Genomic DNA, 15324 nt, shown 5'->3' with positions numbered 1-15324 from the left:
CGGGTCGCGGCGGCACCCCCAGATGTAGTGTCGGTGCGGTTTCGGAGCGTCAACTCTCCGATGAGGAGAGTGATGTCGCCCCGGCCCGCACGGCGCCCGGCCCCGGCCCGCGCGGGGCCGGGTTGCGGGGCGATCCGGGAGTGCTTCCATGGAACTAGGCGCCGGCGTGCCCGCCCCCTCCCACAGCACCCTCCCACTCCCGTGAGGAGACCGCCCATGACGAGGGTCGTCCGGCACCCCCCGGGCAAGGAACGGCCGCGCTCCGCGCCGATGGCGACGCTGGAACTCCGCCGCGGCGGCAGCCGGGTCAGACGCGGCCTCATCAGCCGCTGGCACGCCCTGACGATCGCCCTGGAAGCCCGCCGCGGCAGCGCCCGGCCCCGCAGATGGCGCCGCTGGGTCTCCTACACCAACGCGACCCGGGCCATCTGGCTGCTGGCCGCGCTGGCCGTGGTCGCCTGGTGCGCCGAAGGCATCTACATCCTGATCACCGGAGAGACGACCGGCTTCGAGTCCTGGCGCAAGAAGAACGCGGCGTTCGAGGACCTCCTGCGCTTCGTCGGCCCCGTCCTCACCGCGTCCTTCGCCGCCGCGCTCTTCCTCTTCTGGTGGTACAGCTGGACCAAGCGCCGCTACCTCGCCCGCGCTCGCGCCTGCCCCCGCAGACTGGTGCTCACCGCCGGACCGGACATCGACGAGATCGTCGGCCGCGAAGAGCTCGCCCAGGTCATCGCCGAACGGCTGCGGCAGCGCGACACCCGCCGCCCCTACCTGCTCGTCGGCGGCGTCGGCGCCGGCAAGACCGCCGTCCTGGTGCGGCTCACCGAACTCCTCGCCCGCCGGCAGGCCGTACCCGTACCGGTCCGGCTGCGCGACGCGGACGGCCAGGGCACCCTCAACTTCGAGCGGATGGCCCGGCAGCGGTTCGCCGAGGAAGCACCCCAGGGCATCCTCGCCCGCACCAAGAACGAACGCGTCTGGCAGCAGCTCCTCGCCGACGACAAGGTGGTCGTCATCGCCGACGGCCTCGACGAGGCACTGCTCGACGAGGACCTCCAGCAGAACCGCGACAACATCATCCGCCGGGCCATCGAACGCGCCAACGACGAGAAACTCCCCCTGGTCATCGCCTCCCGGCCGCACAGCCCACTGGAGAGCACCCCCGCCGCGATCGTCGAACTCGAACCCCTCAGCGAGGAGGAGGCACTGCACTTCGTCGCCGCCCGGGTGCCGGACACCGACGAACGCCGCGTCGACTGGATCGTGGAGACCGCCGAGGTCACCGAGTCCCCCATCTACCTCCAGATCGCCCGCGAACTGCACCACCACGGCCTGCTCGAACGCGACCGCCCACGCGACGACCCCTACCACCTGGATACCCGCAGCAGAGACCGCGGCACCCTGCGCCTGTGGCTGCTGGAGACCTGGGAGGCCGCCCTGTGCGAGGGCCGGCTGCGCGACGACGTGGCGCTGAACCCGCGGCAGCGACGCGAGATCCTGGAGGTCGTCTCCGCGCTGGCCTGCATCGGACTCCTCCAGGACAAACTCGAGGTCGGCTTCGGCGAACTGCTGGACCAGGACGTCCACCCCGGCCCCACCCGGCGGGCCCGCGCCCGCGCGGAACACCTGTGGAACAGCCGCCGCGCCTTCGACCGCTACGGCAGACGCGACACCGTCTGCTCCGAGTGGCACCGCCAGCGCGTCTGGGACACCCTCTGCGACCGGCTCGGCGGGGAGAGCGGCAGAAGGCTCCGCGAGGGCAACGCCGTCCAGTGCCACGCCCTGCTCTCCGACTTCGTGGCCGGCGCGGACCGGCTCGACCTCGTCGAAGGCTTCGAGAAGAAGGTCCGCTTCCCGCACAGCATCATCCAGGCCTACTTCGGCTTCCGCCTGCTCAACGAGCTGGGGGAGCAGGGCGCCGGCGAACTCGTCGACCAGGCGCTGCAACCCCCAGGACCCAGCCGGGAACTGCTCATCGCACTGGTGCTGCTGTCCCGCCGGCGGGCCGCGGAGTCGACCGTCACAGGCAGCGGCATCCGGTCCCAGCTGAAGAGGGAGATGCAGGACCGGTGGCGGCAGGCACCCCTGGGCGGGCGCTCCCTGGCCCGCCGCCTCAGCACCGCCGCCGACCACCGCACCGACGACCCCAAGGCCCTCGACCTGTACGCGGCGGCCCTGGAGGTCGAGAGCGTCGAGGAGGAGCCCACCCTGCTCAGCGGCATCGTCTCCTCGGTCCACGAACGCTGGCCCCGCATCAAGGGCGATCCGCGCACCCTCCAGGACGCCAAACTGCGGCTGCTCAAACAGCTCGGCGCGGCCCTGCGCAAGGCCTCCGACCGGATCGACACCACACCGCTGTACTGGCAGCTGTTCACGATGGGCATCGGCGAGCCCTCCTACGCGATACGCCTCGCCGCCGCGCAGGAGTTCGGCGCCGGCGGCAACTCCGCGTTCGCGGTGATCCGGGAACGGGTCGGGCTGACCAGCGACCCCATCGAGGAGTACAACGGCAAGATCGCCGACCTCAAGGCGTGGAAGCGACGCGAGTACCAGACCTGGGCCACGAGGATGAAGCAGGCCCGGACCGCGCGCGGGCACACGCGCGCCACCCGCGACCGCGTCGAGGCGCTGCTGCGGGAGCGCCGCGACCTCAACCTGCGCTACCGGGAACGACGCGTCGCCCTGTTCCGGGAGTTCGTGATGCGGGCCTGGCTGCTGCCCATGCTGCTGGGTTCCGTCGACGACGCGCATCGCGACGAGGCCCGCGAACGGTTCACCAGGTGGCTGCGCCACCTCGACCCCAAGCACACCGGCGGCACCCCCGACATGCCGCTCGCCCTGGAGGCCGCGCTGGCCCAGGGCTTCAAGTACGCCGCCAACCGGCGCAAACGGCACCCGCACACCTACCCGGGAAACCGCACCGAGCTGGTCCGGCAGGCGGAGACCGTGCTCCAGCAGTCCCGGTGCTGGTACTCGCAGCTGGTGCTGCTCCAGGCGCTGTGCCTGTGGGAATTGCCGGACAGCGTGGGCCGTCAGGAGGGGCAGGGCGACGGCGCCGCCGGGCGGCACGAGCACCGGGTGGACGGGGCGGGCGGACCGCGTCCGACGATCGGCCGGACCAGCGCCGTACAGATCGTGGAACGCTGGCTGTCGATGGCCGGCACGGTGAACCGCGTGCCCGGCCGGCCCGAGGCGAACGGGCAGGAGACCCGGCGGCTGCACCCGTTCGTCGCCGAGGCGGGCGACCTGGTGGCGCTCGCGCTGGAGACCGGGGAGCCCGAACGGTTCCTGTGGATCGACGAGAAGGGCGTCAGCGACACCATCGGCTCACGGGCCGGCAACTCCGGCGGCTACCGCAAGCACAACCTGTGGATCCCGCCCTCGGTCGGCTGGAGCACCCTCGACGCCCGCGCCCAGCGGCTCGTCGCCGATGTGCTGGTCATGCTGAACCTGGTCGAGCGGGACGGGCACCCGGACGAGGTCGAGGAACGGCTGGCCCGGGTGGAGCAGTCGGACATGCCGTTGCCGCCGTGCATCCGCACCGACCGCGAGCCGCTCCGGCCCGGACTCCAGGCCGGGACCTCGATGCCGCCGGCCCCCGGCACCGGCTGTCTGCCCGACTGCAAGTTCCAGCTCTGCCCGTACCCGCCGCGCGGCTGTGTGCCGCGCGGGGAGATCCGCGAACCGTTCTGCCGCCAGCAGCAGGCCCTGCTCCCGGGCCGCTGGCGCCGCTGCCTGCCGCGCGGCCTGCGCCGGAAGACCCCGCACTGGGTCGGGATGCGGGTGCGGGAACTGGACCGGTTCTGGGGTGAGATGGCGCGGCGGACACGGGCCTGACGCAAGGAGGGCCCGCGGCGCCGGCGAAGCGGGAGGGCCCGCCGCCGGCGTCAGTCAGGGCGACGAACACGGACGGCGGCGACCCGCGTCTCGCGGATCGCCGCCGGATGTGCCGGATGTGCCGGACGTAGCGGATGTGCCGACGTGCCGGAGGTACCGGACGTGCCGGAGGTACCGGACGTGCCGGAGGTACCGGACGGGCCGGTCAGGCCGGGGTCAGTGGGCGGACCCCGCGGTGGCCGGCGGGAGCTCCACCTGGACGCCCGGGTCGCCCGCGTCGGCCGTGTAGTCCTCGGGACGGGTCTCGTCGACACCCTCCGGGGCCTTGGCCGCCTTCAGGACGAACGTCAGGACCACGGTCACCACCAGGTTCAGCACGATCGCGGTCAGGCCGATGTAGCCGATCTCCCCGATGCCGGGGATCTCCTTCGACGAGCCGCCGAAGTGCTTCTGCGTCGGCGAGGCCACGCCGTACGCGGCGATCGTGCCGTAGAGCATGCCGACCGCCCAGCCCGCGAGCAGCGCCCAGCGGTGGAACCAGCGGGTGAACAGACCGCCGACGAGCGCGGGGAAGGTCTGCAGGATCCAGATGCCGCCCAGCAGCTGGAAGTTGATCGCGACCGTCTTGTCCATGCCGAGGACGAAGACCAGCGCACCCACCTTCACCAGCAGCGACACCAGCTTGGACACCTTGGTCTCCTCCGCCGGGGTGGCGTCCGGCTTGAGGAAGTCCTTGTAGATGTTGCGGGTGAAGAGGTTGGCCGCCGCGATCGACATGATCGCCGCCGGCACCAGCGCGCCGATGCCGATCGCCGCGAACGCCACGCCGGTGAACCAGTCGGGGAACATGTCCTCGAACAGCTGCGGGATCGCCAGCTGCCCGTTGTCCACCTTGACGCCGGCCGCGATCGCCATGAAACCGAGCAGGCCCAGCAGGCCCAGCATCAGCGAGTACAGCGGCAGGATCGTCGAGTTGCGCCGGATGACGTCACGGCTGCGGCTGGACAGCACGGCCGTCACCGAGTGCGGGTACATGAACAGCGCGAGCGCCGAGCCCAGCGCCAGCGTGGCGTACGTCCACTGGGACGCCTCGCCCGGGGCGAGCGCTCCGCGCGGCTGGCCGGTGGCCGGGTTGGTCTGCGCGAACGCGTCGCCGGCGGACTTGAAGATGTCGTCGAAGCCGCCCAGCTTGATCGGGATGTAGATGATGGCGACCGCGATGACGATGTAGATCAGCGTGTCCTTGACGAACGCGATCAGCGCCGGCGCCCGCAGGCCCGAGGAGTAGGTGTACGCGGCCAGCACGCCGAAGGCGATGAGCAGCGGCAGGTCCTTGATGAACCAGTTGGTGTCCTCGCCGCCGCCGACGCCCATCACGTCCAGCACGGCCTGGATGCCGACCAGCTGGAGCGCGATGTACGGCATGGTGGCGAGGATGCCGGTCACCGCGACGGCCAGCGACAGGCCCTTGGAGCCGAAGCGGCCGCGGACGAAGTCCGAGGTGGTGACGTAGCCGTGCTTGTGCGAGACCGACCAGAGGCGGGGCAGGAACACGAACATCATCGGGTAGATGAGGATCGTGTACGGCACGGCGAAGAACCCGGCCGCGCCCGCCGCGTAGATCGCCGCCGGCACGGCGACGAAGGTGTACGCCGTGTAGAGGTCGCCGCCGAGCAGGAACCAGGTGATCCAGGTGCCGAACGACCGGCCGCCCAGACCCCATTCGTCGAGGCTGTGCTCGTTCTCCGCCTTGCGCCAGCGGGCCGCCATGAAGCCCATGACGGTCACGGCGAGGAAGAACAGGATGAAGACGGTCAGGGCCACACCGTTCACGCCGTCGTTCACTTCGACGCACCCCCGTCCTGGCTCTTGCGGGCGCGCTGGTCACGCTGCCAGAGCACGTACGCGACCATCGTGAGCACCGTGGAGATCACGACCCACGCCATCTGGTACCAGTAGAAGAACGGGATGCCGATGAACGTCGGGTCGGTCTTCGCGTACGAACCGACCCACAGCATCGCCACGAACGGCGCTATGAGGCAGAGGGCGATGACGACGCGCACAGGCGTCACCACCGCTCCTCTGCCGACTTGTGGGGCTTGTGACATCGGCGGCTCCGTCCCCTCACTGATCACCTGTGATCACCTGTGAATGCGCAGGAAATCTAGGTCAGGGGACGGCGCGGACGGAACCCCTCGTCCGTATATCGGTCGCGACCCGGTATCGAAAGGCGCGGGAATCCTTGACAGCGCGCCGGTTCTGACGGGCAGCCGGCGCGGTGCCGGGGAGGTCAGTCGATGGGGCGCTTGAGGCGGGCCACGAACTTGTACCGGTCGCCGCGGTACACCGACCGCACCCACTCCACCGGCTTGCCCTCGCGGTCCAGCGAGTGCCGGGACAGCATCAGCATCGGCAGGCCGACGTCGGTGCCGAGCAGGCCGGCCTCGCGCGGGGTGGCCAGCGAGGTCTCGATGGTCTCCTCGGCCTCGGCCAGATGGACGTCGTAGACCTCGGCCAGGGCGGTGTAGAGGGAGGTGTACTTGACCAGGGAGCGGCGCAGCGCCGGGAAGCGCTTGGCCGAGAGGTGGGTGGTCTCGATCGCCATCGGCTCGCCGTTGGCCATGCGCAGCCGCTCGATGCGCAGCACCCGGCCGCCGGCGGTGATGTCGAGCAGCTCGGCGAGCCGGTCGTCGGCGGTGATGTAGCCGATGTCGAGCAGCTGGGAGGTCGGCTCCAGGCCCTGGGCGCGCATGTCCTCGGTGTAGGAGGTCAGTTGCAGCGCCTGGGAGACCTTGGGCTTGGCGACGAAGGTGCCCTTGCCCTGGATCCGCTCCAGCCGCCCTTCGACCACCAGCTCCTGGAGCGCCTGGCGGACGGTGGTGCGCGAGGTGTCGAACTCGGCGGCCAGGGTCCGCTCCGGCGGCACCGGGGTGCCGGGCGCCTGGGTCTCCGTCATGTCGAGCAGGTGCTTCTTCAGGCGGTAGTACTTGGGCACGCGCGCGGTACGGACGGTCGCCCCACCCTCGTTCTCCGCACTGCTGACGTCGGTGCTCATGCTCTGCCTTCCCGGCTCCTGGTGCCGAAGCGGCCGACGCCCCGTCGGCCACGGCTCACATCGTGGCACGGCCGCGGGCCGGGTGGTCCCCGCACGCTCCGTGATCTCCTCTGTATACCCTCGCCGCCCCCGTTGGTCTAGTCCAGAGCGCGGTCAGTGGTCTGTCCGCTGGGGCGTTCAGTGGTCCGTCCGATCTGTCGGATTCGAAATGAAAGTTCCCTGCATATCTCGGTCCCATCACGGACCCCTGGGGCCCGCTTGAACACCCTTGACAGGCCTATTGGTCTGGGCCAAGCTCCCCCTACTGGTCTACACCATTGGTCCAGTCCCGGCCCCACGGGCGGTACGTGTACTCAGTCGACGGTCACCGCGGGGAGCAGGGGGGTTTGTGGCATCCCTGAGGAGGGTGGCGTGAAGCGCAAGCTGATATCCGCGATCGGTGTCGCGGGCATGATGATCTCGCTCGCGGCGTGCGGGAGCGACGACGGCAGCGGCGAAGGCAAGGGCGGGGCGGACGGCTACGCGGGACAGACCCTCACGGTCTGGGTCATGGACGGCTCCTCGCCGGACCAGTGGCAGAAGGACGTCGCCGCGGCCTTCGAGAAGAAGACCAAGGCCAAGGTCAAGTTCGAGATCCAGCAGTGGAACGGCATCCAGCAGAAGCTGACCACCGCCCTCTCCGAGGAGAACCCGCCGGACGTCTTCGAGATCGGCAACACCCAGACCCCGGCCTACGCCAAGACCGGCGGCCTCGCCGACCTCGCCGACCTCAAGACCGCCGTCGGCGCCGACTGGACCGAGTCCCTGAACAACTCCTCGGTCTTCGAGGGCAAGCAGTACGCGGCCCCCTGGTACTTCGCCAACCGCGTCGTCATCTACAACAAGAAGGTCTGGGCCGACGCCGGCATCAAGGACCTCCCCAAGACCCGCGACGAGTTCTACGCCGACCTCAAGCAGATCGGCGACAAGACCGACGCCGAGCCGATCTACCTGCCCGGCCAGAACTGGTACCACTTCGTCGGCCTCGTCGTCGGCGAAGGCGGCGAACTCGTCAAGAAGGACGGCGACAAGTACGTCTCCAACCTCGACGACCCCAAGGTCGCCGCCGCCATGGAGACCTACAAGAAGTTCCAGTCCCTCTCCAAGGCCCCCAAGGACAAGGACGAGGCCACCCCGCAGCAGGGCGAGATCTTCGGCAAGGGCAAGACCGGCGCCTTCATCGGCATGGGCTGGGAAGCCGGCATCGCCATCGAGGCCAACCCGAAGATCGAGAAGGAGATCGGCTACTTCACCATCCCCGGCGCCACGGCCGACAAGCCCGAAGGCGTCTTCCTCGGCGGCTCCAACCTCGCCGTCGCCGCGGGCAGCAAGAAGCAGGAACTCGCCAAGGAATTCCTGAAGATCGCCCTCTCCGACCAGTACGAGGGCCAGCTCGCCAAGCTCAACGGCGTCATCCCCAACAAGGAATCGCTCCAGAGCAACGTCAAGGGCAACGCCGCCGCCGAAGCCATGGCACCGGCCGCCGCCGGCGGCGGCACCACGCCGCTCATCCCCGAATGGGCCGCCGTCGAGAACGCCCCCAACCCGGTCAAGACCTACATGACCGCGGTGCTGAACGGTAAGTCCCCGGCCGAGGCCGCCAAGCAGGTCGAGGACGACTTCAACAAGCGCCTGGCCCAGCAGCAGTAAGGCGCTCGCCGAGGACGGGGGCCGCACACCCGCACCGCACGGCCACCGGACGGAACACTCCGGCCGGCCACCGGACGGGCCACCGTGCGGCCCCCGCCCCGCGACAGTCGTAGCTCTAGAGAAGAGATGGCGAGCATGACCGTGCAGACCGAACGGCCGCCCTCCGGCCCGGCGGACGTCCGCAAGGGGGCGGACGACGGAGCAACCGGCAGGCCCACCCCGAAAACCGCGCCCCGCGCCGGCGCGCTCGGCCCCTACCTCCTGCTGCTGCCGGCCTGCGCGGCCACCGTGCTGCTGCTCGGCTGGCCGCTGCTCAAGGACATCCTGCTGTCCTTCCAGAACCTCAACATGGCGCAGCTGATCCAGCACGTCACCGAGTGGAACGGCATCGACAACTACAAAGAAGTCCTCACCGGAGAGGACTTCTGGCGCGTCACCCTCCGCTCCATCCTGTTCACGGCGGTCAACGTCGTCCTGACCATGCTGCTCGGCGCCCTGGTCGGCCTACTGCTCGCCCGCCTCGGCCCCAAGATGCGGCTCACCCTGCTGGTCGGACTGGTCCTCGCCTGGGCCATGCCGGTCGTCGCCGCGACCACCGTCTACCAGTGGCTCTTCGCCCAGCGCTTCGGCGTCGTCAACTGGGTCCTGGACAAACTCGGCTGGCACTCCATGGCCGACTACAGCTGGACCAGCAGCCAGATGTCGACGTTCTTCGTCGTCACCGTACTGATCGTCTGGATGTCCATCCCGTTCGTCGCGATCAACCTCTACGCGGCCACCACCACCATCCCCGTCGAACTCTACGAAGCCGCCTCCCTCGACGGCGCCGGCGCCTGGCGCAGCTTCACCACCGTCACCCTGCCGACCCTGCGCCCCTTCCTCTACGCCACCACGTTCCTGGAGATCATCTGGATCTTCAAAGCGTTCGTACAGGTCTTCACCATCAACGGCGGCGGCCCGGACCGGCTCACCGAGATCCTGCCCGTCTACGCCTACATCGAAGGCGTCGGCAACCAGCACTACGGCATGGGCGCGGCGATCGCCGTCCTGACCATCCTGATCCTGCTCGGCCTCACCGCCTACTACCTGCGGATCGTGCTCAAGCAAGAGGAGGACGAGCTGTGAAGCGCTCGCTCTTCGGCCGCCTGTGGCCCAACGTCACGGCCGTCGTCCTGTTCATCGGCTTCGTCTTCCCCGTGTACTGGATGTTCTCCACGGCCTTCAAGCCGACCGGCGACATCATCTCCGAGGACCCCGTCTGGTTCCCCACCGACATCACCCTCGAGCACTTCAAGACCGCCACCGGCGTCGACCACTTCTGGACCTACGTCACCAACTCACTGATCGTGACCGTCCTCGCGGTCGTCCTCTCCCTCGTCGTCGCGCTCGCCGGCTCCTTCGCCCTGGCCCGCATGCGCTTCAAGGGACGCCGCGGCTTCATCATCGGCTTCATGCTCGCCCAGATGGCCCCCTGGGAAGTCATGGTCATCGCGATGTACATGATCGTCCGGGACGCCTCGATGCTGAACAGCCTCGTCCCGCTGACGCTCTTCTACATGATGATGATCCTCCCCTTCACCATCCTCACGCTCCGCGGCTTCGTCGCCGCCGTGCCGATGGAACTGGAGGAGGCCGCCATGGTCGACGGCTGCACCCGAGTCCAGGCCTTCCTCAAGGTCATCCTGCCGCTGCTCGCCCCCGGCCTGATGTCGACCTCCCTGTTCGGCTTCATCACCGCCTGGAACGAGTTCGCGCTGGTCCTGGTCCTCAACAAGGAAGCCGAGGCCCAGACCCTGCCCCTGTGGCTCTCCAGCTTCCGCACCGCCTTCGGCGACGACTGGGGCGCCACCATGGCCGCCTCCTCCCTCTTCGCCGTCCCGATCCTCATCCTCTTCGTCTATCTCCAGCGCAAGGCCGTCAGCGGCCTGACCGCCGGCGCCGTGAAGGGATAACCCCCTCGATGACGACATTCGCCAGCGAAACCGACACCCTCACACGTGACGCGCTGACGGTCCTCCAGCCCGGCTTCACCGGCACCACCGCACCCGACTGGCTGCTCCGCCGCCTCGGCGAAGGCCTTGCCTCCGTCGGCCTCTTCGGCCGCAACATCGCCGGCCCCGAACAACTCGCCGCCCTCACCGCCCAGCTCCGCGCCGAACGCGACGACGTCCTCGTCGCCATCGACGAGGAAGGCGGCGACGTCACCCGCCTGGAGGTCCGCACCGGCTCCTCCTTCCCCGGCAACCACGCCCTCGGCGCCGTCGACGACGCCGAACTCACCCGCGAGGTCGCCCACGAACTCGGCCGCCGCCTCGCCGCCTGCGGAGTCAACTTCAACTGGGCCCCCTCCGCCGACGTCAACTCCAACCCCGACAACCCGGTCATCGGCGTCCGCTCCTTCGGCGCCGACCCCGCCCTCGTCGCCCGCCACACAGCCGCCTACGTCACCGGCCTCCAGGCCGCCGGCGTCGCCGCCTGCACCAAGCACTTCCCCGGCCACGGCGACACCGCCGTCGACTCCCACCACGCCCTGCCCCGCATCGACGTGGACCCCGTCGTCCTCGGCGACCGCGAACTGGCACCCTTCCGCGCCGCCATCGAGGCCGGCACCCGAGCGGTGATGAGCGCCCACATCCTCGTCCCCGCCCTCGACCCCGACCGCCCGGCAACGTTGTCCCACCGCATCCTCACCGACCTGCTGCGCGGCGAACTCGGCTACGACGGCCTCATCGTCACCGACGGCATGGAGATGCAGGCCATCGCCGCCACCTACGGCATCGAACGCGGCAGCGTCCTCGCCATCGCCGCGGGCGCCGACGCCATCTGCGTCGGCGGCGGCCTCGCCGACGACGAGACCGTACGACGCCTGCGCGACGCCCTCGTCGCCGCCGTACGCTCCGGCGAACTCGCCGAGGAACGACTGGCCGACGCCGCGGAACGCGTCCGGGCACTGGCCCGCTGGACGGCCGAAGCCCACAGCGGCGCGCAGCGCGCCGACACCGGCGACGTCGGCCTGCGAGCGGCCCGCAGAGCCCTGAGAGCCACCGGCGCCGACGCCTTCACCCCGCTCACCCAAGCGCCCTACGTCGCCACGCTCACCCCCGTCGCCAACATCGCCGTCGGCGACGAGACCCCCTGGGGCGTCACCGCCGAACTCGGCCGACTGCTTCCCGGCACCGAGTCCGGCACCTTCACCGGCGCCGACGCCGGCACCGCCGCCCTCACGGCAGCCGGAAGCCGCAGGATCGTCGCCGTCGTCCGCGACGAGCACCGCCACCCCTGGATGGCCGCCGCCCTCGACACCCTGCTGACCGCCCGCCCCGACACCGTCGTCGTCGAGATGGGCGTCCCGCAGGCCCCGGCCCGCGGCGCCCTGCACCTGGCGACCCACGGCGCGGCCCGCGTCTGCGGCCGCGCGGCAGCGGAGATCATCGCGGGCGCGTAGCCCTCGCCGCCCACACCGCACGACGCGAAAGGCGCCGGGTTCCCAAGGGAACCCGGCGCCTTTCGGCATCCGGAGGGGGGTGGGTGCCTGGTGCGCTCTCAGGCCGGCCGGCGGGTGCCTGGTGTGTTTCCGGGCCGGCCGGCGAGTGCCTGGTGTGCTCCCAGGCCGGACGCTAGATCCCCTGCCACTCCGGCTTGTTCGCATACGTGTGCCGGAAGTAGTCCGCGAGCTTCAGCTTGGACGCCGCCGCCTCGTCGACCACCACGGTGGCGTGCGGGTGCAGCTGGAGCGCCGAGGCCGGACACACCGCGGTGACCGGACCCTCCACCGTCGCGGCGACGGCATCGGCCTTGCCCTCACCGGTGGCCAGCAGCACCAGATGCCGCGCCTCCAGGATCGTCCCGATGCCCTGCGTGATCACGTGATGCGGGACCTGGTCGATGTCACCGTCGAAGAAGCGCGCGTTGTCGACCCGGGTCTGCTCGGTCAGCGTCTTGATCCGCGTACGCGAGGCCAGGGAGGAACACGGCTCGTTGAACCCGATGTGCCCGTCCGTCCCGATCCCGAGCAGCTGAAGATCCACCCCGCCGGCCTCGGCGAGCGCCCGGTCGTACGCCTCGCAGGCGGCCTGCACGTCCGCGGCCTCACCGTCGGGCCCCATGAACGCGTCCATCTCCAGCCCCAGCGGCTCCAGCACCTCGCGCCGCAGCACGGACCGGTACGACTCCGGATGCGTCGCCGGCAGCCCCACGTACTCGTCGAGCTGCGCGATCCGGGCTCGCGAGGCGTCCACGGCACCGGCGCGCACCTTGGCCGTCAGGGCCTGGTAGATGGGCAGCGGGGTCGAGCCGGTGGCCACACCGAGCAGGGCGTCGGGCTTGCGCCGGAGCAGCTGAGCCATGGCCTCGGCAATCAGCTCGCCGCCGGCCTCGGCGTCCGGAACGATGACAACTTCCACGCTGGGCCTGCCGATCTGAAGAGGGGACTCGAAGACACCCGAAAGGGCTATGTGGTTTAGACCAATCTAACAGAGCCGGGCCTGCCGTCCCAGGCATTCGAGGGGGTGGCGAGGCGGGGGCGGGGGAGGGGCGGGGGCCTCGTCCGGGGTGGGGGAGGGGGTGTGGGCCCGCATTGGAGGGGCGGGTTGGAGTGTGGGTCCGCGTTGGAGGGGCGGGTTGGGGTGTGGGTCCGCGTTGGAGGGGCGGGTTGGGGTGTGGGGGAGTGGAATGGGAGCTGGAGCTTGCCTTGCCGTGCCGCACTTCCCTTTGGGGGCCCTCCCCCTCCCCTCCCGCCCCACCCCCCAAGCCCTCCCACCCCCGCCGCCGCCCCGGAGGACCCATGACCGCCACCCCACCGGACCCCCACACCGACGTCCCGGGCCGGATCATGTCCCGTGAGATGGGCGAGCAGCCGGCCGTGCTGCGGCGGCTGCTGACGGACGGCGCGCCGCACATCCACCGGGTCGCACAGGAGATCGCCGCCCGCAAGCCCCGCTTCGTGCTGCTCACCGCCCGCGGCACCTCGGACAACGCCGCGCTCTACGCCAAGTACCTTCTGGAGATCCGCCACGGACTGCCGTGTGGGCTCACCTCCATGTCGACCATCACCGCCTACGGTGCCCGCCCCGATCTCACCGATGTCCTCGTCGTCACCGTCAGTCAGTCCGGCGGCTCCCCGGACCTGGTCGGCTCCACCCGGGCCGCCCGCCAGGCGGGCGCGATCACTCTCGCGGTGACCAACAACCCGGACTCTCCGCTGGCCGGCGTCGCCGAGTACCACATCGACATCCTGGCCGGGCCGGAGAAGGCCCTGCCCGCGACGAAGACGTACACGGCCTCTCTCCTCGCGCTCTATCTGTTCGGCGAGGGCCTGCGCGGCGGCGACGGCGCGCCCGCGAAGCCGCTCCCCGACCTCGCCGCGCAGCTGCTGGCCCGGCAGGACGAGGTGCGTGCCCTCGCCGCCCGCTACCGGTTCGCCGGACGCATGGTGATCACCTCGCGCGGTTACGGCTATCCCACGGCCAAGGAGGCCGCTCTCAAGCTGATGGAGACCAGCTACATCCCCGCCCTCTCATACTCCGGCGCGGACCTGCTGCACGGCCCGCTCGCCATGGTCGACAACGTGTCCCCGGTCATCGCGGTCGTCACCGACGGCAGGGGTGGCGAGGCGCTTCAGCCGGTCCTCGACCGGTTGCGCGGCCGTGGTGCCGATCTGGTGGTCTTCGGCCCCAGGCGCCAGGTCGAGCAGGCATCGGCCGGCTTCGTCCTGCCCACCGAGGGCATCGCCGAGGAGGTGCAGCCGATCCTGGAGATCATCCCGCTCCAGCTGCTCGCCTACGAGGTCACCATCGCCCGCGGCCAGGACCCTGACGCCCCGCGAGCCCTGGCCAAGGTGACGGAGACCCGCTGAACCGGGCCCGGCATCGCGCCCCGCGCTTCCTCGCCGCGCCTCAGGTCAGCGACCCGCCCGTGGCGTCCACCCAGCTCCCCGTGATCCACCGGCCCCCGTCGGAGGCCAGGAACGCCACCACGTCGGCGACGTCCGCCGGCTCGCCCACCCGGCCCAGCGCCGATATCGCCGCGGCCTGGGCCCAGCCGTTCTCGGTGCGGTGCAGGAACTCGGCGGTGTTGTCGGTGTCGATGATGCCTGGGGCCACCGAGTTCACCGTGATGCCCCGGGGGCCGAGGATCTTGGACAGGTCGCGGGTGAAGACGTCGAGCGCGCCCTTGGTCATCGCGTAGGCCATCTTGTCCGGCATCACCGCCGTGCGGGCCAGGCCGGAGGAGATGTTGACGATGCGGCCGCCGTCGCGGAGCCGGCCCAGGCCGTGCTGGACGATGAAGTGGGGCGCCTTCACGTTGACCGCGAAGACCCGGTCGTACTCCTCCTCGCCGATCCCCTCCAGGGGCGAGGACGTGCCGATCCCGGCGTTGTTCACGATGATGTCGACGCCGTCCGCGTGCCGGTCGAACTCGGACCACAGGTCCTCGGCGTCTTTGGGGCGGCCCAGCTCCACGCCGATCGCGAAGGCCGAGCCGCCTTCCGCCTCGATCGCCGCGACCGTCTCCTTCGCCGCTGCCTCGTTGGTGCCGTAGTGCACCGCCACCCGCGCTCCGTCGCGGCCCAGCCGCTCGGCGATGCCTCGCCCGATACCCCTGCTCGCCCCCGTGACGAGTGCCGTCCTGCCGGTCAGCGCGCCCATGCCGACGCCCCCTTCGCAATAAGCTAGTGATCGATACAAAAAAACCGTAGAGCACGCCGCTGACAATTGTCTAGTGGGCGCTATAAAATGCACTCC

11 protein-coding genes are annotated in these 15324 nt (G+C 70.4%); 6 read left to right on the top strand and 5 right to left on the bottom strand.

The features are described 5' to 3' along the window. The first annotated feature begins 216 nt into the window (after positions 1-216). The gene (locus tag ABT232_RS06525) at positions 217-3837 is read left to right on the top strand and encodes an NACHT domain-containing protein (RefSeq protein ID WP_351836736.1); all 3621 of its coding nucleotides are present in this window, start codon (positions 217-219) and stop codon (positions 3835-3837) included. A gap of 216 nt (positions 3838-4053) precedes the next feature. Here ABT232_RS06525 and mctP read toward each other — a convergent pair whose 3' ends face one another. From mctP to ABT232_RS06510, 3 genes are all read right to left on the bottom strand, one after another. Further along, entirely contained in the window at positions 4054-5682 is a 1629-nt protein-coding gene (gene mctP, locus ABT232_RS06520) for a monocarboxylate uptake permease MctP (RefSeq protein ID WP_351836734.1), read from the bottom strand. Next, positions 5679-5945 (bottom strand): DUF3311 domain-containing protein, encoded by a 267-nt coding sequence (locus tag ABT232_RS06515; protein WP_351836731.1) that lies wholly within the window; start codon positions 5943-5945, stop codon positions 5679-5681. The genes mctP and ABT232_RS06515 overlap by 4 nt, the downstream gene beginning before the upstream one ends. Positions 5946-6127: 182 nt before the next feature. Next, entirely contained in the window at positions 6128-6892 is a 765-nt protein-coding gene (locus ABT232_RS06510) for a GntR family transcriptional regulator (protein ID WP_351836728.1), read from the bottom strand. Between the two features lie 411 nt (positions 6893-7303). On the opposite strand from ABT232_RS06510, the gene ABT232_RS06505 reads away from it, so the two are divergent. The 4 genes from ABT232_RS06505 to ABT232_RS06490 all read left to right on the top strand — a co-directional run bounded on the left by ABT232_RS06505 (position 7304) and on the right by ABT232_RS06490 (position 12026). Then, positions 7304-8581 carry an extracellular solute-binding protein gene (locus ABT232_RS06505; protein WP_351836725.1) on the top strand — a complete coding sequence of 426 codons (1278 nt, stop codon included), beginning with the start codon at positions 7304-7306 and terminating at the stop codon, positions 8579-8581. A gap of 135 nt (positions 8582-8716) precedes the next feature. Then, the gene (locus ABT232_RS06500; RefSeq protein WP_351836722.1) at positions 8717-9706 is read left to right on the top strand and encodes a carbohydrate ABC transporter permease; all 990 of its coding nucleotides are present in this window, start codon (positions 8717-8719) and stop codon (positions 9704-9706) included. Continuing rightward, a complete protein-coding gene (locus tag ABT232_RS06495) occupies positions 9703-10533 on the top strand; it encodes a carbohydrate ABC transporter permease (protein ID WP_351836719.1) in 831 nt (276 codons plus the stop codon). Before ABT232_RS06500 ends, ABT232_RS06495 begins: the two co-directional genes overlap by 4 nt. 8 nt (positions 10534-10541) lie before the next feature. Beyond that, positions 10542-12026: a glycoside hydrolase family 3 protein gene (locus ABT232_RS06490; protein ID WP_351836716.1), complete on the top strand. Its 1485-nt coding sequence runs from the start codon at positions 10542-10544 to the stop codon at positions 12024-12026. Positions 12027-12198: 172 nt separating this feature from the next. Here the strand turns inward: ABT232_RS06490 and nagB are convergent, their stop codons facing one another. Beyond that, entirely contained in the window at positions 12199-12984 is a 786-nt protein-coding gene (gene nagB / locus ABT232_RS06485) for a glucosamine-6-phosphate deaminase (RefSeq protein ID WP_351836713.1), read from the bottom strand. A gap of 380 nt (positions 12985-13364) precedes the next feature. On the opposite strand from nagB, the gene ABT232_RS06480 reads away from it, so the two are divergent. Continuing rightward, entirely contained in the window at positions 13365-14435 is a 1071-nt protein-coding gene (locus ABT232_RS06480; protein WP_351836711.1) for an SIS domain-containing protein, read from the top strand. Between the two features lie 40 nt (positions 14436-14475). Here ABT232_RS06480 and ABT232_RS06475 read toward each other — a convergent pair whose 3' ends face one another. Further along, the gene (locus ABT232_RS06475) at positions 14476-15228 is read right to left on the bottom strand and encodes an SDR family oxidoreductase (RefSeq protein WP_351836708.1); all 753 of its coding nucleotides are present in this window, start codon (positions 15226-15228) and stop codon (positions 14476-14478) included. Positions 15229-15324 lie beyond the last annotated feature (96 nt).

The organism is Streptomyces sp. NPDC001532, from assembly GCF_040298625.1.
Classification (GTDB): Bacteria; Actinomycetota; Actinomycetes; order Streptomycetales; family Streptomycetaceae; genus Streptomyces.
Note: the sequence above shows the minus strand (reverse complement) of the source record. Positions and strands in the feature narration are given on the sequence as shown.

Bases quoted from the DNA above. Each gene is read 5' to 3' on its own strand.
- ABT232_RS06475 (WP_351836708.1), bottom strand. From the start codon at position 15,228: ATGGGCGCGCTGACCGGCAGGACGGCACTCGTCACGGGGGCGAGCAGG.
- ABT232_RS06480 (WP_351836711.1), top strand. From the start codon at position 13,365: ATGACCGCCACCCCACCGGACCCCCACACCGACGTCCCGGGCCGGATC.
- ABT232_RS06490 (WP_351836716.1), top strand. From the start codon at position 10,542: ATGACGACATTCGCCAGCGAAACCGACACCCTCACACGTGACGCGCTG.
- ABT232_RS06510 (WP_351836728.1), bottom strand. From the start codon at position 6,892: ATGAGCACCGACGTCAGCAGTGCGGAGAACGAGGGTGGGGCGACCGTC.
- ABT232_RS06500 (WP_351836722.1), top strand. From the start codon at position 8,717: ATGACCGTGCAGACCGAACGGCCGCCCTCCGGCCCGGCGGACGTCCGC.
- ABT232_RS06515 (WP_351836731.1), bottom strand. From the start codon at position 5,945: ATGTCACAAGCCCCACAAGTCGGCAGAGGAGCGGTGGTGACGCCTGTG.
- ABT232_RS06525 (WP_351836736.1), top strand. From the start codon at position 217: ATGACGAGGGTCGTCCGGCACCCCCCGGGCAAGGAACGGCCGCGCTCC.